We start from the raw sequence: 18,053 nt of genomic DNA on the forward strand, positions 1-18,053 counted from the left end.
GCGCGTCGGGCGAGCCTCTCGCGCAACGCGTGAACGCGTGAAAAGCCGTCGGGAAAGCCTTCCATTATAGCTTTACGCGCCGTGCCGGGCGGGCGGCGGGTTGCGGCCGCGCGACGCCTTTCGTTGCATTCCGACCCTGATATGGCGGCGCGGCAGCCGTCAGCGGCACGCGTTCAGCAGGTCGTCGAGCGCCGCTTCCTCGCGCGCGAAGCGCTCGGCGAGGAAGTCGAGCAGCACGCGCACGCGCGGCGCCATGTAGCGCTTGCTGTGATAGATCGCGTGCAGCGGCGCGTCCTGGTGCCGCCAGTCGGGCAGCAGCACGCGCAGCCGGCCGGCGCGCACGTCGTCGGCGATGTCCCACAGCGACTTCAGCGCGATGCCGTGGCCGCGCAGCGTCCATTCGCGGGTCAAGCCGCCGTCGTTGGTCTCGAACGCGGTCGACACCGGCACCGTGTGGGTCTGCACCTCGTCGCCGCGCGTGAAGCGCCACGTGTTCATCGGGCCCGACGCGATCGTGATCACGTTGCAGGGAAAGCGGGCCAGATCGTGCGGATCGGCCGGCACGCCGTGGCGCTCGACGAACGAGGGCGCCGCGCACAGCACGCGCCGGTTCGCGGCGAGCCGGCGCGCGATCAACGCGCCGTCGGGCGGGGCGGCGAAGCGGATCGCGAGGTCGATCTCGTCCTGCCACAGGTTCGACGCCGAATCGGACGCCGTCAGCGAGAACGTGACGCCCGGATGCAGCGTGGTGAATTCGTCGAGCCAGTCGAGCAGCTGGTTGCGGCCGAAATCGGACGTCGACGACAGCCGCACCTTGCCGGCCACCACGTTGCGGCCTTCCTGCAGCAGCGCGTGCGCGTCGTCGAGCGCCTGCAGCGCCTGCCGGCAGCAGTTCAGGTAGAGCCGGCCTTCGTCGGTGAGCCGCAGCTGCCGCGTGGAGCGCTCGAACAGCCGCGTCGCGACCTTCGCCTCGAGCTTCGCGAGGCGCGCGCTCGCGGCGGCCGGCGTGAGGTTCAGCTTGCGCCCGGCCGCGGACAGGCTACCCAGTTCGGCCGCCTCGACGAACAGCCGGATGTCGCCCAGTCGATCCATCGGATTTTCCAGAAATTTTTGAAAATGGTTCAAATGCCACGCCAATTATCAAAGATAGGCGTATTCGGGACAATGCGCGCAGATCCCGCCTTTTGTGCGGTGCGGCACCGACCGGGCGCCGCGCCCGCCGCCCTTTCGGAGAACGTCATGCCCATTCCGCTCCTGGCGCTCGCGATCAGCGCCTTCGCCATCGGCACCACCGAATTCATCATCATGGGCCTGTTGCCCGAAGTCGCGCACGACCTCGCCGTGTCGCTGCCGTCGGCCGGGCTGCTGGTCACCGGCTACGCGCTCGGCGTCGCGGCCGGCGCGCCGCTGCTCGCGGTGCTGACGAGCCGCATGCCGCGCAAGGCCGCGCTGCAGCTGCTGATGGCGATCTTCATCGTCGGCAACGTGCTGTGCGCGACCGCGTCCGGCTACGCGATGCTGATGGTCGCGCGCGTCGTCACGTCGTTCGCGCACGGCTCGTTCTTCGGGATCGGCGCCGTGGTCGCCGCGTCGCTCGTGCCGGCCGACAAGCGCGCGAGCGCGATCGCGCTGATGTTCACGGGCCTCACGCTGTCGAACGTGCTCGGCGTGCCGTTCGGCACGTTCGTCGGCCAGCTGCTCGGCTGGCGCGCGTCGTTCTGGATCGTCGCCGCGCTCGGCGTGCTGTCGCTCGGCGGCGTCGCGCTGCTGGTGCCGAACCGCCACGACAGCGGGCCCGTCGGCCTCGGCCACGAAGTGCGCGTGCTGAAGGAGCCGCAGATCTGGCTCGCGCTGCTGATGACCGTGCTCGGTTTCGGCGGCGTGTTCGTCGTGTTCACGTATATCGCGCCGATCCTCGAAACCGTCACCGGTTATTCGCCGCGCGCGGTCGCGTTGATCCTCGTGCTGTTCGGCGCGGGGCTGACGGTCGGCAACACGCTCGGCGGCAAGCTCGCCGATCGCGCACTGATGCCGTCGCTGATCGCGATCCTGGTCGCGCTGATGGCCATGATGGCCGTGTTCGCGAAGACGAGCCACCTGCCGGTCGCGGCCGCGGTGACCGTGTTCGTATGGGGGATCGCCGCGTTCGCGACGGTGCCGCCGCTGCAGGCGCGCGTCGTCGAGAAGGCCGCGAGCGCGCCGCATCTCGCGTCGACGCTGAACATCGGCGCGTTCAACGTCGGCAATGCGGCCGGCGCGTGGCTCGGCGGCCTCGCGCTGGGGCACGGCTTCGCGCTCGACGCGCTGCCGTGGGTCGCCGTCGCGGTGACGTTCGCGGCGCTCGTCGTCACGTGGCTCGCGATGCGGCTCGATGCGCGCGCGCCGGCGCGCGGCGCCGCACCGGCCGCGCATTGACGGTGCATCGGGCGGCGGTGCACCGGCGTTATGGCGACAGGAAAAGGTTCGCGAGAAACGCATTCCTCCGCGATGCTGATAACGGTGTGAAGATAACTTCGTTTGCCGGGTCGGGGCCGGGTGATAGCGTCTCGATACGCGCCGTTCGTGGCGCAACCCGATTCCGATTCAGGCTTACCCCATTCGCAGGGCCGCGCGGCGGCCCGGAGGCCATGCTATGTCTTCACCCCTTGCGCTGGTGCGCGACGTGTCTTCCTTCGAATCCGGCAATGCCGTCGACGCGCGGACGTCCGCGTCGCTCGACGTCCTCGAGCAGGTCGTCGGCGTGAACCTCGCGCGCCTGCGCGCCGAGCGGCAGCTGTCGCTCGATGCGCTCGCGCGGCTGTCCGGCGTGTCGCGCGCGATGCTCGCGCAGATCGAATCCGCGCGCAGCGTGCCGTCGATCAAGGTGCTCTGCAAGATCGCCGCGGCGCTCAAGGTTTCGGTCGCCGCATTCCTGCGCCGCCACGCGGTGAACGGCTTCGAGCACCTGGCAGCCGAGCGCGCGGCGCGCGTCGTCAGCTCGAACGGCCGCTTCTCGGCGCGCGCGCTGTATCCGGAAGGCGAGCCGGCCGCGGCCGAGTTCCACGAGCTGCGGATCGCGCCGCTGCACACGGAGCCCGGCACGCGCCGCGCGCCCGGCACGACGGTCAACCTGGTCGTCAGCGAGGGCACGCTCGAAGTCAGCGTGCACGATCGCCGCCAGTTGCTCGCGACCGGCGACGCGATCGTGTTCGACGCCGACCAGCCGTACAGCCTGCGCAATCCCGGCGACAGCGAGGCGCGCGCGTTCCGCGTGACGGTGAGCCCCGAGGTGCCGCCGCGCTGGCTCGTGCCCGACGCCGCGCACGCGGCCGGCTGAGCGCGCGGGCGGGTCGCCGGGCCGGCGCCGGTTCCATCGGGACGGGCGCGCACGCCCGGTGTCGGCCGTTCGGACGATGCCGTTAGACGGCGTCGTCAGTAAGGTTTTAGGTGTGGTTCGCTGCGCGGTGCGCGCAGCTGATGTATGCTTGGCCGGCCGTTCCACGGGGAGACCCCCGGGCCGGTAATCAGTGCGTCTTCAGGGCGGGGCGAAATTCCCCACCGGCGGTAGGCTGGCGAAAGCCGGCGAGCCCGCGAGCGCCCGTGCATCCGCGCGGGGTCAGCAGATCTGGTCGAATGCCAGAGCCGACGGTCATAGTCCGGATGAGAGAAGATGTGCAGATAGTCATGTCCGTCAGGGCCGCTTTGCCAACCGTGCGAAGCGGGTTGTCGTTCTGTCTGTTTGCAATGCCCTGAAACGTTTTTCGCCCAAATCGTAATCGCGAGGAGCGTTTCACATGTCCTTCAAGTCCGTTTCGTCGGCACCCGCCGGCGCCTTTGCCGATCTCCCGTTGCTGGATTCCGAACCGGTGCCGCCGCGCATCGCCGCCGCGCTCGACGCGTTGCGCGCGGGCCGCGCTGTCGTGTTGCAGGACGATCACGACCGTGAAAACGAGGCCGACCTGATCGTCGCCGCCGAACGCATCACGCCCGAGACGATGGCGCTCCTGATCCGCGAGTGCAGCGGCATCGTGTGCCTGTGCCTGACCGACGACAAGGTCCGCGCGCTCGAGCTGCCGCCGATGGTGCAGACCAACGAGAGCCGCAACGGCACCGCGTTCACCGTGTCGATCGAGGCGCGCGAAGGCGTGCATACCGGCGTGTCCGCGGCCGACCGCGTGACGACGATCCGCGCGGCGATCGCCGACGATGCGAAGCCGTACGACATCGTGCGCCCCGGCCACGTGTTTCCGCTGCGCGCGCAACCGGGCGGCGTGCTGGCGCGCCGCGGCCACACCGAAGGCACGGTCGACCTGTCGATCCTCGCGGGGCTGAAGCCGGCGGGCGTGCTGTGCGAGCTGATGAATCCCGACGGCACGATGACGCGCGGCGACGACGTCGAGCGTTTCGCGCAGCAGCACGGGCTGCCGATGCTGACGATCGCGGAGCTCGTCGAATTCCGCGAAGCGCTGGCGGCCGCGCGCGAGCGTTGCTGCGAGCCGGCCTGAGGGCCGGCGTGGCGGGCGCACCGTGGCGCCCGCGGTACGGCGTGCGCAGCGAGCCGCACGCCGGTGATGTCGCTTCGGCGCGGCGGTCGGTCAGGACTGCACGTCGCCGAATTCGCCGCGCAGGCCGGCCGCGACGAGCGCCGGCAGTTCATCCATCCTGCGCATGATCCGCGTGATGCCCATCGCGCGCAGCGCGTCCGCGTAGTTGTCGGGGATGTGGCTCGCGCCGACGAACGCGATCGTCTTCATGCCCGCCGCGCGCGCGGCGTTCAGGCCCGACACGCTGTCCTCGACGACGATGCAGCGCGCCGGCGCGACGCCGAGCGTGCGCGCCGCATGCAGGTACACGTCGGGGTAGGGCTTCGGCCGCGCGACCTGCTCGGAGCTGAACACGCGCTCGCCGAAGATTTCGGTGAGCGACGCGCGCTTCAGCGAGCTGCGCACGCGCACGAGCCGGCTGTTCGACACCACCGCGGCCGGCAGGCCGACCCTCAGCAACGCGTCGCGCACGCCGGTGATCGGCGCGAGCGATTGCGCGAGACCGGTTTCGATGTTGCGCTCGACGGTCTCGATGAAGTTGTCCGGCATCCGGATGCCGAAATGCGCTTCGAGCCCCGCGAGAAAGCGCGACGTCTGCTGGCCGAACGCAGACTTCGCGGCGGCTTCGAAATCGAGGTGCGGGAAGGTGGCGGAGAGCGTTTCGAGCAGCACGCGGTCGGCAATGACTTCGCTGTCGACGAGCACGCCGTCGCAGTCGCAGATAAGGTGATCGAGCATGATGGTGAAGAAGCGGGGTGTCGGCGACGCCGATCATGCCGCCATGATACGTGCTTTCACGGCTGCGCCGTGCGCCGTTCGGCGCGCTGCCGCTGCCGCTGCCGCTGCCGCTGCGGCCGGGCCGGTCCGGCGTAGCGGATCCGGCCCGGAATCCGCCGCACGGCGGCGGCGTGCTGCCGCCGGCCGCCGTCGCGTGCGTCACACCTCGACCACGCGCCCCGTCTGCCACGACGTCATCGCGGCTTCCGCCAGCTCGAGCGCGGCGAGCCCGTCGTCGATCGTCGTCCTGACCGGCGTGCCGTCGCGCAGCGCGTCGACGAAGTGCGCGATCTCGGCCGCGTACGCGTGCCGGTAGCGCTCGAGGAAGAACGGCTCCGGCACGTCGGTGGCGATGCCGTTCGCCGACCATGCGCTCACTTCGGTCGGACGCACGTTGCCGGCCTGCAGCATCCCGTTGCTGCCGAGCAGCTCGAAGCGCTGGTCGTAGCCGTAAGCCGCGCGGCGCGACGTGTTGATCTGGCACAGCAGGCCGCGCCGCGTGCGGATCGTCACGGCGGTCGAATCGATGTCGCCGGCGTCGCGCACGGCCGGGTCGGTCAGGCAACTGCCGGTTGCGTGCAGCGTCTGCGCTTCGTCGCCGAGGATCCAGCGGAACACGTCGAAGTCGTGGATCAGCATGTCCTTGAAGATGCCGCCCGAGCTGCGGAGGTACTCGACGGGCGGCGCGCCGGGGTCGCGGCTCGTGACGACCAGTATTTCCGGGGTGCCGATCTCGCCGCGTTCGACGCGCGCCTTCAGCGCGGCGAAGGTCGGATCGAAGCGGCGCTGGAAGCCGATCATGCAGGTGACGCCGCGGCGGCGCACGACCTCCGCGCATTCGCGCGAGCGTGCGACGCTCAGGTCGACCGGCTTCTCGCAGAACACGGCCTTGCCCGCGTTCGCCGCCGCGACGATCAGGTCCGCGTGCGTATTGGTGCTCGATGCGATCACGACGGCCTGCACGGACGGGTCGCCGAGCGCGCGTTCGAGGTCGGCGACCTGCGCGCCGTGCGCCTGCGCGAGTGCTTCGGCCGATGGCGCATGGTGGTCGATCACGTACTTGAGTGTCGCGCCCGGGTGGCGCGCCAGATTCGCCGCGTGGATCTTCCCGATTCTTCCCGCACCGAACAACGCGAATTCGATCATGGTGTGCTCCTTTCTCCTGGTGATTCCGTTGTGTGGGACGCTGCGTGGCTCACGTCGGCCGCGCACCGTCGCGCTCGTCAGAACGAGTGATTGATGCCGATGTTCACGCCGGTCTGCGAACGGCCCGGCAGCGGATTCGCGAGGTTGTCGTTGTCCGTGCCGGGGTTGTTGCTCGCGACCGAGAAATTCGAGCCGCTCGCGTTGCGCACGTGCGCGGCGGTCGCGTAGAGCAGCGTGCGCTTCGACAGGCTGTACGCGCCGCCGAGCGCGAACATCGACGCGTGGCCCGACGGGTCGTGCGTCGCGTCGCCGGCGCCCGGGCCGACGTGCACGTAGTACGCGGCGCCGCCGAGCGATAGCGCGGGCGTCACGCGATACTGCGCGCCGATCCAGTAGTGATCGGCATTGCGCGCGAGGCCGGCGGGCGTGTCGGGCGCGTTCAGGTGCGTGTACGCGGCCTGCAACGTCAGCGCGCGCCAATAGAGGTTCGCACCGGCGAAGACCTCGCGCGAGCTCGCGAACACGTTGCTCATCCGGCCGTTCGCGTCGCGCAGCTCGTCGTACATCGCGCGCAGCATCACGAAGTCGTTGCGGTACGTGAGCTGAATGCCGTCGCTGCGGCCGTACTCGTGCGCCGCGCCGAGATTGAAGCCGCCTGCCTGGTTGCCGAGCGCGTACTGCGCGTGCACGCTGAAGCCGTTCCAGGATGGCGACCGGTATTCGACGTTGTTGCTGGTGATCGGCACGTTGCGGCTGCGCACCAGCGCGGTCGCGGAATAGGCTTGCTGCAGCAGCGGATCCATGTCCCATTGATCGTTCGCGATGAACAGGTTGCGGCCGAACGTCAGCGTGCCGAGCCGGTCGTGGCGCACGCCGACGAGCGCCTTGCGGCTGAACAGGCTGCCGTTGCCGTCGCCCGCGGTGCCCGACATCAGGTTGATGCCCGATTCGAGATTGAAGATCACGCGATAGCCGCCGCCGATGTCTTCCTGGCCGAGCAGCCCGAACCGGCTCGCGCCCCAGTCGCTGCTTTGCGCGCGCAGCCGCGACGCGGTGGTGCCGTTGCCGGCCTGCACCTGGCTCACGTAGTCGAGGCCGGCGTCGGCGACGCCGTATAGCGTGACCGATGTTTGCGCGAAAGCACTCGAATAACAGAGGAATCCTGAGCAGATGAGTGCCGTTGGCGAAACTCGTTTCATGTCGTCTCCAGACCTGTCGTCGTTTTGTTGTGGATTGCCTGCTTGCCTGCGTCGTGTCGCGCGTGTCTCGCGCGTACGTCACGTCGTGTACCGCATCGCATTCCGTATCATGCGCGGCAGGATGCGCGACGCGACGTGCCGCGCGGCGATTGCCGCGGCGGCGTGCGCCGCTGCGACGCTCAGCGAGCCGCCAGTTCGCCGCGGATGTAGTCGATGCTGGCGCGCAGCCGGTCTTCGATGTCACCCGCTTCCGCGATTTCGTTCGCGAACGGCTCGAACGAGAATGCCCCGCGATAGCCGCGCGCGAGCAGCTCGCGCAGCTGCCGGACGTTGCCGAGCCGGTCGGCGCCGCCGACCAGCACGCGATGGCCGTCGCGCATCCGGTCGACCGGCAGGTCGCCTTCTTCGACGCCCGAGATGTGCACGAGGCCTGTCAGGTTCGGGAAGAAGATGTCCTCGCCCGACAGATGATGGTGGAACGTGTCGTGCACGAGCCGGAATACCTGCTCGCCGGCTGCGGCATAGATGGCCTTCACCGCGTCCGACTTGCGGCGCAGCGCGCATTCCTCGAAGCCGAGCGGCTCGATGAAGCCGAGCAGGCCGCGCGCGTCGAGGATCGGCTCGAGCGCCTTGAGCGCCTTCACAAGATCGGCGTGCCGCGCGGCGGGCTCGCGCGTGTCGCCGCGGCTGTTGGTCGGGCACAGCACCAGCGCGCGTGCGCCGCATTGCGCGGCGTAGTCGGCGAGCACGGTCGCTTCGTCCGCGCGCTCGGCGTTCCATTGGTCGAAGCGCTGCAGCGCGTTGATCGTCAGGATCGTCACGCCGCCGGCTTCGGCCGTCGCGCGCACGGCCGAAGCCGGCGTGCCGTCGGTGATCTCGACGCCGTCGAGATCGTTGCGGATCTCGATCGAGTCGATGCCGAGCCGCCGGCACAGCGCGACATAGCGGTCGAGCGGCAGGCGCGGCGCGCTCATCCGGTTCAGCGAAAAGTGAAAGGCGGGTTGCGTCATCGTTCGGTCCTCAGGTGTCGAATGGGGCGGGGCGAATCAGGTGAAGCTGCGTGCGCCGGTGCCGGCCGGCACATCCGCCGGTTCCGCGGCGAGCGCGTGCCACGTGGCGCGCAGCCATTGCGCGCACGCGACGTTGTTGTCGAAGATCGAATAGCGGGCGCCGCCGCCGTAGTCCGGAAACGGGATGAACTCGCAGCTGATCTGCTCGAGCGGTGTCGGCCGCGTATGCACCTGCCACTCCAGCAGGCGCCGCAGCGCCGTCTTCCACGTGTCGAGCGGTGCCGCGCGCCATTCGCCGTGATACGCGCCCGGCGCCGGTTCGACGAACGGGTACTGGATCCCGCGGCCGGGCCGTCCGTCCGCGCGGCGCATCCAGCGGTTCTCCGGATTGTTCGGAATCACGCTGCGCGCATGCGCGTGGCGGACCCAGCCGCGTGCGATCCAGTCGGCGTAGACGGCCGACGGCGAGGCCGGGTCGAGCAGCTGCCGCACGCGCTCGACCGGCTCGCGCAGGCCCGACGCATCGAGTTCGGGGCGATTGCCGAGCTTGAACAGCAGGTGCGAATGGTCGAGCGTGATCCGGAACGGCACGCCTGTTTGCTCGACGCATTGCGCGACGCGCGCGATCCGCGGGAAATCCTCGCTCCACATGTCGACGTGCACTTCGAGGCTCGGCAGGCAGCCAACCGGCTCGCCGCGTTCGTATGCGCGCAGGTAGAAGTCGGCGACTTCGCGGTCCGACAGCGGATGGCCGTCCGCATGGTGCGCGTACAGCTGGCAGTTGAGTACCGTGCTGCCGAACCGCGCGCCGGCATCGACGATCTCGGCGACGTGCGCTTCGTCGCGGCCGGCGCACCAGATGCCGCCGATCACGCGGATCGGCAGCGCATGCCGGTCGACGAGCGCGAAGTACGGCGACAGGTCCTCGCCGTGCACCGGGTTCTTCTCGACGTAGTCGAACACGCCGGCGTCCGCGATCATCCGGAACCGCTCGGCAGGCGTGGGCAGCGGCAGGCCGTCGTGTTCGAGCACGCCGTCGAGGTTCACGCCGATGAGTATCGCTTCAGCCATCGTCTCCGTCCGTTCCGGTTCTGGATGGCTGCCAAATGTACGGACGTGCCGAGCGGGCTGCATGACAAACGTTGACGAAAAATCGCCCATGCGGCGGTCGATTTTTTTTGCGGCGCGCGTCCGCGCGATGCGCGGCGGGCGTCAGGCCGGCAGGTACGCGCTGGTGCGCACGTTGGCCGAGCAGAACACGCGGAATTCGACCGGGTCGCCCGGCGGCGGCTGTTCGACGATCCCGCACGCGTGCAGCACGTGCTGCAGCGCGGAAATCGCCTGGCCGTCCGGATCCTGGTCGATCGCAATGTCCATCGAACCGGCCTCGATGTAGGTGCGATGCAGGTCGATCATCTCGTGGCCGATCCAGACGACGCGCCCGGCCGCGCCCGCCTTGCGCAGCGCGGCCTCGATGCCGGCCGAGCCCGCGCCGCTGTTGTAGATCCCGACGATGTCGCCGTGCGCGTGCAGCGCGTTCGTCACCGCGCGGTAGCAGCGGTCGTCCTGGTCGAGCGTTTCGATCGGCGCGTCGTCGCAGCGGAGGTCGGGAAAGGCTTCCCGCAACTGGTCGATGCAGCCGGCCATCCGGTCGGCGTGCGCGCGGTAGCCCATCCGTCCGGCGAGCAGCAGCACGCGGCCGGGGCGTGCCGCGAGGCGGCCGATGTAGTAGCCGGCCGTGCGTCCGGCGCGGTAGTTGTCGATGCCCGCGTAGTGCACGCGGCCGACGCCGCCGATGTCGGTGACCATCGTGACGACGGTCTCGCCGCGCGCGATCGCGCCGGCCAGTGCGTCGCGCACGCGCGGCGTGTCGCGCGCGGTGACGATCAGTGCCGCGCGCCGGTACGCGGGCCGTTCGATCAGCGCGGCCGCGCGCTCGTCGTCCGCGGCGGGCAGGATGGTCCGGTGCACGACCACGCGCCGGTCGAGCATCTGCAGCGAGCGTTGCACCGCCTGCTGCAGCCGCCGGAAGAACGGTGCATCGGTGTCGGGCAGCAGCACGTCGACGTGAAGCAGCCCGTGCCGCGTGTCGGGCAACTGGCGCGGCACGCCAAGCTGGCGCGCGGCCGCCACCACGCGCTCGCGTGCCTGCGCGGACACGCTGCCGCGCTCGTTCAGCACGCGGTCGACGGTGGTCGTGCTGACCCCGGCGAGCGCCGCGATCTCGTCGAAGCGCGCGGTGCGCTTGCGCCAGCGCGGACCGGTCGGGTCGGCCATGGTCGTCTCCGTGTTCGTCTGTCGTCGCCAGCGGGGTGTGGCGCTGTCCGGAACGCTAAAGCGATGGCGAAATTTCGTCAACGTTTCGATTGAGCGGGTCATGGCCGTCGCCTAATTTTGAATGCATGCGAAGCGCGTGCCGCGCTTCCCGCAAACGAACAATCAGGAGACACGCGTGGCCCACACGAACGATCAGGCGCACGACCGCGACGCGGCGGCACGCCGTCAGGATTACCGAATGATCGGCGGTGCCGGCGAGCGTGCGCGTGCCGCGGGCCTCGTCAATGCCGCGTGGTACCGGTGCCCGGTGCCGCGGCCGCTGATGAAGCAGCTGATGCAGCGCGACGATGCGCGCGCGATCCGCGACACGCTGATCTGGTACGCGGCGATCGTCGCGAGTGGCGTGCTCGCGTGGCTCGCCTGGCGTGCGCATTCCGCGTGGGCGATCCTCGCGTTCTTCGTGTACGGCACGCTCTACTGCAGCCCGGCCGACTCGCGCTGGCACGAGTGCGGACACGGCACCGCGTTCCGCACGCGCTGGATGAACGACGTGCTGTACCAGGTCGCGTCGTTCCAGGTGTTCCGCCGCGCGACGGTCTGGCGCTGGAGCCACGCGCGCCATCACACCGACACGCTGATCGTCGGCCGCGATCCGGAAATCGCCGCGCCGAAGCCGACCGACTGGCTCGGGCTCATGTTGAACGTGGTGGCGCTGAAGCACGTCGCGAGCGAGCTGCGCAAGATGATCGTGCTCGCGTTCGCCGGCCGGCTCGACGCCGAGGAGCGCACCTACGTGCCCGAATCGGAGTGGCCGAAGGCCGTGCGCGAGGTGCGGATTCATCTGACCGTTTATGCGTGCGTGATCGGTGCGGCGTTGTACTGGCACACGATCCTGCCGGTGCTCTACATCGGCTTGCCGAGCCTGTACGGTGCGTGGCTGTACCTGTACTTCGGCCTCACGCAGCACGCGGGCATGCCGGAGAACGTGCTCGATCACCGGCGCAACTGCCGGACCGTGAGGATGAATCCGGTATTCCGCTTCCTGTACTGGAACATGAACTATCACGTCGAACACCACATGTTCCCGATGGTGCCGTTCCACGCGCTGCCGAAACTGCATGAAGCCGTGAAGGCTGACATGCCGCCGCCTTACCGCAGCACGCTGGCCGCGTATGCGGAGATCGTGCCGGCGCTCGTCCGGCAGACGCGCGACCCGTCGCATTACGTCGTGCGGCCGGTGCCCGACGCGGCGCGCGCATGACCGCGCATCGAACATTCCAACGAAGGAGACACGCAACATGACGCAATGGATCGACACCGGCGCCCTCGACGACATCGACGACGAAGACGTCGCGCGCTTCGACCACGACGGCCGCACATACGCGATCTACCGGATCGACGGGAACGTGTATGCGAGCGACGGGCTGTGCACGCACGAGCACGTGCATCTCGCGGACGGGCTCGTGATCGATCACGTGATCGAATGTCCGAAGCACAACGGGCGCTTCGACGTGCGCGACGGCCGGGCACTGTCGGCGCCTGCCTGCGAGAAGCTGCGCACCTACCGCGCGAAAATCGAGAACGGCCGCATCCTGATCGAGGTGTGACGCGATGGCGAACGACCGGGTGATGGCGATCGTCGGCGCGGGCCATGCGGGCGGCCGCGCGGCGCAGGTGTTGCGCGAGGGCGGCTGGCGCGGGCGCATTGTGCTGATCGGCGCGGAGGCGCACTTGCCGTACGAGCGGCCGCCGCTGTCGAAGGGCGTGCTGACCGGCGAGCGCAGCGCCGCGCAATGCGGGCTGCGCGATCCGGATGCGTGGCGCGCGGACGGCATCGAGCCGATCGTTGCGATGGTCGAGCGGATCGATCCGGTGGCGCGCGAGGTGCATGTGTCGGATGGCCGCGGCTTCGCTTGCGAAGCGCTGCTGCTCGCGACCGGCGGCCGTGCGCGCCGCCTCGCGATTCCGGGTGCGGAGCTCGCCGGCGTATTCGCGTTGCGCACGCTCGACGACGCGGCGGCGCTCGGTGCGCGGCTCGTGCCCGACGCGCGCGTCGTGCTGATCGGCGGCGGCTTCATCGGTCTCGAGGTCGCGGCGTCGGCGCGGTTGCGCGGCTGTCGCGTGACCGTGCTCGACGCGGCACCGCGCCTGCTCGGGCGTGCGGTGCCGGAGCCGATCGCGGCACGCGTGCATGCGCTGCATGCGGCGCGGGGCGTCGCGATCAGCCTGAACCGACGGCCCGTCGCGATCGAGCGCACGCAAGGCGGCGCACTGGCCGTCGTGCTCGACGACGGCGACACGCTGCTCGCCGATACGGTGGTGGCCGGCATCGGGATCGAGCCGGCCGACGAACTGGCGCGCGACGCGGGGCTCGTCACCGAGCGCGGGATCGTCGTGAACGCGCGGCTCGAGACCTCGGCACGCGGCATCTACGCAGCCGGCGATGTCGCGGTGTTTCCGAGCGGGGCGTCAGGGCGGCTCGTGCGTCAGGAAACCTGGCACGGCGCGGAAACGCAGGCGCGCGTCGCCGCACGCAACATGCTCGGCGCGGACGAACCGTATCGCGAGATGCCGTGGTTCTGGTCCGATCAATACGACGCGCAACTGCAGGTGGCCGGCGAACCGGCGCTCGGTGTGCGGACGGTCGCGCGCGTGCTCGGCGACGATGCGGAAATCCATTTCCACTTCGATGCCGGCGAGCGGCTCGTCGCGGCGAGCGGCTTCGGTCGTGCGTCGGGGTTCGTTAAGGAGATGCGCGTTGCGCGCATGCTGGTCGAGCGCGGGATCGGCGTGACGCCGGAAGCGGTCGCGGATGCGGGGGTGAAGCTGAAGTCGCTGGTGTCGGCCGCGGGTGAACGCTAGCGGCGCCGGGCGAAGGAGAAGGGGAGGCGCGCGGCAGTCGCTGCCGCGCGCTCGGTTCGGGTTCTGGTTCGGACTCAGAATCAGACTCGGACTCGGACTCGGACTCGGACTCGGACTCGGACTCGGACTCGGACTCGGGTTCGAACCCGAGCCCGAATGAACAAACCTGCGCTCAGGCCATCGCGTGCAGGCGCAGATACAGGCCGGCCGCCGCGGCGCCGCCGAGCAGCGGGCCGATCACCGGCACCCACGCATAGCGCCAGTCGCTGTCGCGCTTGCCGGGGATCGGCAGCAGCGCATGCATCAGGCGCGGCGACAGGTCGCGCGCCGGGCTCATCGCATAACCGGTCGGCCCGCCGAGCGAGATGCCGATGCCGAGCACGAGCAGGCCGACCGGCAGCGCGTCGAGCGCGCCGAGGCCGACCTGCGGCGACGCGAGATAGAGCACGCCGAGGATCAGCACGAACGTGCAGATCGCTTCGGTCAGCACATTGTGCGTGGTGCTGCGGATCGCGGGCGCCGTGCAGAACACCGCGAGCTTCAGGTCCGCATCGACTTCCTTCGCAAAGTGCTGGCGATACGCGAGCCACACGAGCAAGGCGCCCGCCATCCCGCCGAGCATCTGCGCGAGGATGTAGCCGCCGACCTTCGACCACGCGAACTTGCCCGCGAGCGCGAGGCTGATCGTGACGATCGGGTTCAGGTGCGCGCCGCTGAACGATGCGGTCACGTAGACGGCGACGAACACGGCCATCGCCCAGCCCATCACGATCACGATCAGGTCCGCGCCCTTGCCCTTGGTCTTCGCCAGCAGCACGTTGGCGACCGCGCCGTTGCCGAGCAGCACGAGAATGGCGGTGCCGATGAATTCTGCAATATAAGGTGACATGTTTGTCTCTCGTAGGTCGCGGCGGACTCGCGCGTTGCGCGGTCCGCCGGTGTTGTTGTATTTCGTTCGGAGTTCTTGTGATTGCTGCCGCGGTGCTTACTGCGCGTCGTCGGCCCACGCCTTCGCGGCGCGCACCGCACGCTGCCAGCCGGCCATGCAGCGCTCGACCTGCTCCTTCGGCATCGACGGCGAGAAGCGGCGATCGAGCTGCCACTGGCTGCGCACTTCGTCGAGGTTCTTCCAGTAGCCGATCGCGAGGCCCGCGAGATAGGCTGCACCGAGCGCGGTCGTCTCGGTGATCTGCGGACGCACCGCGTCGACGCCGAGCAGGTCGGCCTGGAACTGCATCAGCAGGTCGTTCGCGCTCGCGCCGCCGTCGACGCGCAGCTCGCCGATGCTGATGCCCGAGTCGGCTTCCATCGCGGCCAGCACGTCGAGCGACTGGTACGCGATCGCGTCGAGCGCCGCGCGCGCGAGGTGCGCGGAGGTTGTGCCGCGCGTGACGCCGAACACCGAACCGCGCGCCCGTGCGTTCCAGTGCGGCGCGCCGAGGCCCGCGAACGCCGGCACGAGATAGACGCCGTCGGTATGCGGCACGCTCGCGGCGAGCGCTTCGATCTCGGCGGCCGTCTTGATGATGCCGACACCGTCGCGCAGCCACTGCACGACCGCGCCCGCGATGAAGATGCTGCCTTCGAGCGCGTACTGCACATCGTCGCCGATCTGCCACGCGATCGTCGTGACGAGGTTGTTCTTCGACTCGATCGGCTTGTCGCCGGTGTTCATCATCAGGAAGCAGCCGGTGCCGTAGGTGTTCTTCACCATGCCCGACGTCGTGCACATCTGGCCGAACAGCGCCGCGTGCTGGTCGCCGGCGATCCCCGCGAGCGGGATCTTCGACGCGAACACCGTGGTTTTCGTATGGCCGTAGATTTCCGACGACGCCTTCACTTCCGGCAGCATGCTGCGCGGGATGTCGAGCAATTCGAGCAGCTCGCTGTCCCACTCGCGCGTGTGGATGTTGAACAGCATCGTGCGCGACGCGTTCGTCACGTCGGTCACGTGCAGCTCGTGCTTCGTGAAATTCCACACGAGCCAGCTGTCGACGGTGCCGAAGGCGAGCTTGCCCTGGCGCGCCTTGTCGCGCGCGCCCGGTACGTTGTCGAGGATCCAGCGGATCTTGGTCGCGGAGAAGTACGAGTCGATCGGCAGACCGGTCTTCGCGCGCACCTTCGCCTCGAGGCCCTGTGCTTTCAGCGAATCGCAGAAGTCGGCGGTGCGGCGGTCCTGCCACACGATCGCGTTGTAGACGGGCTGGCCCGTCTCGCGATCCCAGACGATCGTCGTCTCGCGCTGGTTGGTGATGCCGATCGCGGCGATCGACGTGCCGTTCAGGCCGGTGCGCGTGACGGCTTCGGCGGCGACACCCGCCTGCGTCGACCAGATTTCCTGCGGGTCGTGCTCGACCCAGCCGGGTTGCGGGTAGATCTGTTCGAATTCCTTCTGGGCGATCGATACGATGTTGCCCTGGCGATCGAACAGCATTGCGCGGGAGCTCGTCGTGCCCTGGTCAAGCGCGAGGATGTACTGATCCTGCATGTCTCTCATCTCCATCCGTGGATTGGCGTAGTTGTGATGCGCGCCGCATGTTACGCGGCGCGTCGGTGAATCAACGTCGGTCAGGCAACTGCAACTGCAAACGGATCACGCGTGCGGCGCGTGCGCGGCGGCGAACCACGCATCGACCGCGGCCGTCACCGCGTCGAGCGTGCCGGGCGCCACGTGCAGGCCGAGCTTCGAGCGGCGCCACAGTACGTCCTGCGCGCAGGTCGCCCATTCGACGTCGCGCAGGTAGCGCAGTTCGGCGTCGTGGATGCCCGGTGCGATCTCGGCGCCGAGGTCGGCGAGCGACGTCGCGCCGTCGACCACGCGTTCCGCGCGCGTGCCGTACGCGCGCGCATAGCGGCGCGCAAGCGCGGCGGGCAGCCACGGATGGCGTTTCGCGAATGCGTCGGCGAACACGTCGAACTTCGCGTTCGCGATGTCGCCGCCCGGCAGCGGCGCGCCGGCCGTCCAGGTCTTCGCGTCGCGGCCGAGCGCGCGACACAGCAGGTCGGCGGCTTCCTCCGCGAGCTTGCGGAACGTCGTGATCTTGCCGCCGAACACCGACAGCAGCGGCGCGCCGGCGCCGTCGTCCATCTCGAGGCGATAGTCGCGCGTGACGGCCGACGCATTCGCCGCGTTTTCGTCCTCGAGCAGCGGGCGCACGCCCGAATAGGTCCAGTGCACGTCGGCCGGCGAGATCTTGCGCTTGAAGTAGCGGTTGATCGAATCGCACAGATACTGCGTCTCGTCGCGATCGATCGCGACCTTCGCGGGATCGTTCGTGTATTCGACGTCGGTCGTGCCGATCAGCGTGAAGTCGTGCTCGTACGGAATCGCGAAGATGATCCGCTTGTCCGGGTTCTGGAAGATGTAGGCGTGGTCGTGATCGAACAGGCGCCGCGTGATGATGTGGCTGCCCTTCACGAGCCGCACGCTGTGCTGCGCGCCGCGACCGAGCGCGCCGTGCAGCACTTCGCCGACCCACGGGCCGGCCGCGTTCGCGACCGCGCGCGCACGCACCACGCGGATCGAGCCGTCCGCGTGCCGCAGCCGCGCTTCCCATTCGTCGCCGCGGCGTTCCGCCGACACGAGTTTCGTGCGCGTGAGGATCTCGGCGCCGCGCTCCTTCGCATCGAGCGCGTTCAGCACGACGAGGCGCGCGTCGTCGACCCAGCCGTCCGAATACACGAAGCCGCGCTTGATCGAGTCGATCAGCGGCGCGCCGGCCGCGTGGCGGCGCATGTCGATGCCGCGCGAGCCGGGCAGCAGTTCGCGCTTCGCGAGGTGATCGTAGAGGAACAGGCCGATGCGGATCAGCCAGGCCGGCCGCAGGTTCGGCATGTGCGGCATCACGAAGCGCAGCGGCCACATGATGTGCGGCGCCGCGCGCAGCAGCGTTTCACGCTCCTGCAGCGCTTTGCGGACGAGTCCGAATTCGTTGTATTCGAGGTAGCGCAGGCCGCCGTGAATCAGCTTCGTGCTGGACGACGACGTGTGCGACGCGAGGTCGTCCTGCTCGCAGAGCAGGACCGACAGGCCGCGGCCGGCCGCATCGCGCGCGATGCCGGCGCCGTTGATGCCGCCGCCGACGACGAGCAGATCGTAGCGATTCGGTTGGGTCACCTGCTGTCCTTATCGTCTGATGGAAATGGGCGAACATGAAATGTTCGAATTCGAAATTTAACGAACGAAATCGAAAAAGTAAAGTTCGAAAAAGCGGGGCCAGTAGCGCGTGACGCGATCCCGGACGATACTGGCGCAATCG

Annotated in this window: 16 protein-coding genes and 1 riboswitch; of the genes, 6 read left to right on the forward strand and 10 right to left on the reverse strand. The window is 69.1% G+C overall.

From position 1 onward, the window contains the following. Positions 1-159 precede the first annotated feature (159 nt). A complete protein-coding gene (locus PL79_RS14770) occupies positions 160-1,092 on the reverse strand; it encodes a LysR family transcriptional regulator (RefSeq protein ID WP_044846801.1) in 933 nt (310 codons plus the stop codon). Positions 1,093-1,239: 147 nt separating this feature from the next. Here PL79_RS14770 and PL79_RS14775 point away from each other — a divergent pair, with 147 nt between their 5' ends. The 3 genes from PL79_RS14775 to ribB all read left to right on the forward strand — a co-directional run bounded on the left by PL79_RS14775 (position 1,240) and on the right by ribB (position 4,484). Next, positions 1,240-2,415 (forward strand): MFS transporter, encoded by a 1,176-nt coding sequence (locus tag PL79_RS14775; RefSeq protein ID WP_044846800.1) that lies wholly within the window; start codon positions 1,240-1,242, stop codon positions 2,413-2,415. Positions 2,416-2,632: 217 nt separating this feature from the next. Beyond that, positions 2,633-3,316: a helix-turn-helix domain-containing protein gene (locus PL79_RS14780; protein WP_044846799.1), complete on the forward strand. Its 684-nt coding sequence runs from the start codon at positions 2,633-2,635 to the stop codon at positions 3,314-3,316. A 190-nt stretch (positions 3,317-3,506) separates the two neighbouring features. Beyond that, positions 3,507-3,655, forward strand: a riboswitch (FMN riboswitch). A gap of 118 nt (positions 3,656-3,773) precedes the next feature. Next, the gene (ribB, locus tag PL79_RS14785; RefSeq protein ID WP_044846798.1) at positions 3,774-4,484 is read left to right on the forward strand and encodes a 3,4-dihydroxy-2-butanone-4-phosphate synthase; all 711 of its coding nucleotides are present in this window, start codon (positions 3,774-3,776) and stop codon (positions 4,482-4,484) included. A 90-nt stretch (positions 4,485-4,574) separates the two neighbouring features. Here ribB and PL79_RS14790 read toward each other — a convergent pair whose 3' ends face one another. The 6 genes from PL79_RS14790 to PL79_RS14815 all read right to left on the reverse strand — a co-directional run bounded on the left by PL79_RS14790 (position 4,575) and on the right by PL79_RS14815 (position 10,932). Then, positions 4,575-5,261 (reverse strand): HAD family hydrolase, encoded by a 687-nt coding sequence (locus PL79_RS14790; RefSeq protein ID WP_044846797.1) that lies wholly within the window; start codon positions 5,259-5,261, stop codon positions 4,575-4,577. Between the two features lie 198 nt (positions 5,262-5,459). Then, positions 5,460-6,446, reverse strand: a complete 987-nt coding sequence (gene iolG / locus PL79_RS14795; protein WP_044846796.1) for an inositol 2-dehydrogenase — start codon at positions 6,444-6,446, stop codon at positions 5,460-5,462. Positions 6,447-6,523: 77 nt separating this feature from the next. Continuing rightward, positions 6,524-7,645, reverse strand: coding sequence for a porin (locus PL79_RS14800; RefSeq protein ID WP_044846795.1), 1,122 nt, complete (start codon positions 7,643-7,645; stop codon positions 6,524-6,526). 179 nt (positions 7,646-7,824) lie between these two features. Continuing rightward, complete coding sequence (locus PL79_RS14805) at positions 7,825-8,655, reverse strand: TIM barrel protein (protein WP_044846794.1); 831 nt, start codon at positions 8,653-8,655, stop codon at positions 7,825-7,827. Positions 8,656-8,691: 36 nt separating this feature from the next. After that, entirely contained in the window at positions 8,692-9,726 is a 1,035-nt protein-coding gene (locus PL79_RS14810; protein WP_044846793.1) for a hypothetical protein, read from the reverse strand. Positions 9,727-9,867: 141 nt separating this feature from the next. After that, on the reverse strand, positions 9,868-10,932 hold the full coding sequence (locus tag PL79_RS14815) for a LacI family DNA-binding transcriptional regulator (protein WP_044846792.1): 1,065 nt from the start codon (positions 10,930-10,932) through the stop codon (positions 9,868-9,870). 121 nt (positions 10,933-11,053) lie between these two features. Between PL79_RS14815 and PL79_RS14820 the strand changes: the two genes are divergently transcribed. The 3 genes from PL79_RS14820 to PL79_RS14830 are packed head-to-tail and all read left to right on the forward strand — an operon-like array spanning position 11,054 to position 13,794. Continuing rightward, the gene (locus tag PL79_RS14820; protein ID WP_044846791.1) at positions 11,054-12,193 is read left to right on the forward strand and encodes a fatty acid desaturase family protein; all 1,140 of its coding nucleotides are present in this window, start codon (positions 11,054-11,056) and stop codon (positions 12,191-12,193) included. 37 nt (positions 12,194-12,230) lie between these two features. Beyond that, positions 12,231-12,539, forward strand: coding sequence for a non-heme iron oxygenase ferredoxin subunit (locus PL79_RS14825; protein ID WP_044846790.1), 309 nt, complete (start codon positions 12,231-12,233; stop codon positions 12,537-12,539). A gap of 4 nt (positions 12,540-12,543) precedes the next feature. Next, positions 12,544-13,794, forward strand: a complete 1,251-nt coding sequence (locus PL79_RS14830; RefSeq protein ID WP_044846789.1) for an NAD(P)/FAD-dependent oxidoreductase — start codon at positions 12,544-12,546, stop codon at positions 13,792-13,794. 172 nt (positions 13,795-13,966) lie between these two features. Here the strand turns inward: PL79_RS14830 and PL79_RS14835 are convergent, their stop codons facing one another. The 3 genes from PL79_RS14835 to glpD all read right to left on the reverse strand — a co-directional run bounded on the left by PL79_RS14835 (position 13,967) and on the right by glpD (position 17,911). After that, positions 13,967-14,683, reverse strand: a complete 717-nt coding sequence (locus tag PL79_RS14835; protein ID WP_044846788.1) for an MIP/aquaporin family protein — start codon at positions 14,681-14,683, stop codon at positions 13,967-13,969. Positions 14,684-14,779: 96 nt separating this feature from the next. Beyond that, on the reverse strand, positions 14,780-16,282 hold the full coding sequence (glpK, locus tag PL79_RS14840) for a glycerol kinase GlpK (RefSeq protein WP_044846787.1): 1,503 nt from the start codon (positions 16,280-16,282) through the stop codon (positions 14,780-14,782). A 105-nt stretch (positions 16,283-16,387) separates the two neighbouring features. Next, complete coding sequence (gene glpD, locus PL79_RS14845; RefSeq protein ID WP_044846786.1) at positions 16,388-17,911, reverse strand: glycerol-3-phosphate dehydrogenase; 1,524 nt, start codon at positions 17,909-17,911, stop codon at positions 16,388-16,390. Positions 17,912-18,053 lie beyond the last annotated feature (142 nt).

The organism is Burkholderia sp. USMB20 (assembly GCF_000949135.2).
Lineage (GTDB): Bacteria > Pseudomonadota > Gammaproteobacteria > Burkholderiales > Burkholderiaceae > Burkholderia.

Bases quoted from the DNA above. Each gene is read 5' to 3' on its own strand.
- PL79_RS14770 (WP_044846801.1), bottom strand. From the start codon at position 1,092: ATGGATCGACTGGGCGACATCCGGCTGTTCGTCGAGGCGGCCGAACTG.
- PL79_RS14775 (WP_044846800.1), top strand. From the start codon at position 1,240: ATGCCCATTCCGCTCCTGGCGCTCGCGATCAGCGCCTTCGCCATCGGC.
- PL79_RS14780 (WP_044846799.1), top strand. From the start codon at position 2,633: ATGTCTTCACCCCTTGCGCTGGTGCGCGACGTGTCTTCCTTCGAATCC.
- ribB (WP_044846798.1), top strand. From the start codon at position 3,774: ATGTCCTTCAAGTCCGTTTCGTCGGCACCCGCCGGCGCCTTTGCCGAT.
- PL79_RS14790 (WP_044846797.1), bottom strand. From the start codon at position 5,261: ATGCTCGATCACCTTATCTGCGACTGCGACGGCGTGCTCGTCGACAGC.
- iolG (WP_044846796.1), bottom strand. From the start codon at position 6,446: ATGATCGAATTCGCGTTGTTCGGTGCGGGAAGAATCGGGAAGATCCAC.
- PL79_RS14800 (WP_044846795.1), bottom strand. From the start codon at position 7,645: ATGAAACGAGTTTCGCCAACGGCACTCATCTGCTCAGGATTCCTCTGT.
- PL79_RS14805 (WP_044846794.1), bottom strand. From the start codon at position 8,655: ATGACGCAACCCGCCTTTCACTTTTCGCTGAACCGGATGAGCGCGCCG.
- PL79_RS14810 (WP_044846793.1), bottom strand. From the start codon at position 9,726: ATGGCTGAAGCGATACTCATCGGCGTGAACCTCGACGGCGTGCTCGAA.
- PL79_RS14815 (WP_044846792.1), bottom strand. From the start codon at position 10,932: ATGGCCGACCCGACCGGTCCGCGCTGGCGCAAGCGCACCGCGCGCTTC.
- PL79_RS14820 (WP_044846791.1), top strand. From the start codon at position 11,054: ATGCATGCGAAGCGCGTGCCGCGCTTCCCGCAAACGAACAATCAGGAG.
- PL79_RS14825 (WP_044846790.1), top strand. From the start codon at position 12,231: ATGACGCAATGGATCGACACCGGCGCCCTCGACGACATCGACGACGAA.
- PL79_RS14830 (WP_044846789.1), top strand. From the start codon at position 12,544: ATGGCGAACGACCGGGTGATGGCGATCGTCGGCGCGGGCCATGCGGGC.
- PL79_RS14835 (WP_044846788.1), bottom strand. From the start codon at position 14,683: ATGTCACCTTATATTGCAGAATTCATCGGCACCGCCATTCTCGTGCTG.
- glpK (WP_044846787.1), bottom strand. From the start codon at position 16,282: ATGCAGGATCAGTACATCCTCGCGCTTGACCAGGGCACGACGAGCTCC.